The sequence below is a fragment of the Janibacter sp. CFPM2_SD2 genome (genome assembly GCF_057364645.1).
Genome location: NZ_JBNFOF010000369.1, coordinates 1 through 1028, shown reverse-complemented (window position 1 = coordinate 1028; position 1028 = coordinate 1). Strand labels below are relative to the sequence as shown.

Annotated in this window: 2 protein-coding genes and 1 pseudogene; all 3 read right to left on the bottom strand. The window is 76.3% G+C overall.

Features of this window, described 5'->3' with window-relative positions; translation table 11 throughout:
- Positions 1-510: MptA/MptB family glycosyltransferase (locus AC2W7J_RS18410; RefSeq protein ID WP_485984231.1), on the bottom strand; the 510-nt coding region annotated here is incomplete at its 3' end.
- Positions 507-653 carry a hypothetical protein gene (locus AC2W7J_RS18405; protein WP_485984229.1) on the bottom strand — a complete coding sequence of 49 codons (147 nt, stop codon included), beginning with the start codon at positions 651-653 and terminating at the stop codon, positions 507-509. The genes AC2W7J_RS18410 and AC2W7J_RS18405, both read right to left, overlap by 4 nt.
- A pseudogene (locus AC2W7J_RS18400) lies at positions 608-1028 on the bottom strand (hypothetical protein); the annotation flags it as partial. The gene AC2W7J_RS18405 and the pseudogene AC2W7J_RS18400, both read right to left, overlap by 46 nt.

The window sequence follows — 1028 nt, the reverse complement described above, 5'->3', positions numbered from 1 at the left end:
CGCCGCCGCCCACGCCGCGAGCCCCATGAGCCACGTGCCGACCGGGCCGTAGACGCTCGTCGCCTCGCGCCACGGGTCCTGGACGAGGCGCACGACCGGGTCGGCCCCGCCCCGCCAGTCCGCCGGCACGACGGACCACGGGTCGCCGCCCTCGACGAGGATCCGCCCGTAGGCGGCGTAGTTCGTGTGGTCGGCGGTGCCGAAGGGCGCGGTCAGCAGCACGAGCACCGCGAGCAGCCCGACGTGCCACCACCGCACGCGAAGGGGGCTCGGCCGCCGCACGTACCGCCACAGGGAGGCCGCGCCGAGCAGGTAGCCGGTGGTCTGCAGCGCGACGACGGTCCAGCCGCCGAGCCGCCACGGGAGCGAAGGGGGAGCCCAGCCCCGGTCCCCGAGCGGCGGGAGGGCGAGCGAGGTGCCGCTCGCACCGACGAGGAGCAGCAGCCCGATGCCGGCGACGAGCAGACCGACCCCGAGCGGGTCGACCTCCCCTTCGTCCTCGTGACTCACGACAGGAAGCGTCGGGCCAGCAGCGCCGTCGACACGTCGCGCAGCTGCATGGCCCGGTGCACGCGGCCCTTGATGTCGTTGCCCGTGCGGCGGTGGGTCAGCTCGACGGGGACCTCGACGACCCGGCGCCCGGCGCGCAGCACGTCGACGAGCATCGCCGCCTCGACGCCCCCAGCCGCTCGGCGAGCGGGTGCGCGTCGGCGAAGGTCTCGCGGGTCAGGGCCCGCATGCCGTTGAGCGGCTGCTCGACGACCCGCCCGGTCATCGCCTCGATCTGGGCGCGGGCGAGCCGGACGACCCGGCCCGAGCCGAGCGACGAGGCGCTGCGGGGGATGTTGGCCACCGTGAGGTCCGCCGACCCGATGAGCACGGGCAGCAGGAGCGGCTCGAGGTTGGCCGCCGACTCGGCCAGGTCGGCGTCGGCGAAGAGCAGCACGTGCTCGCGCCCGCCGCTGCGCTGCTCGTGCTCGACGAGCCGGGCCACCCGGTCTCGAGGCGGCCGCCTTGCCGCGGTTGGC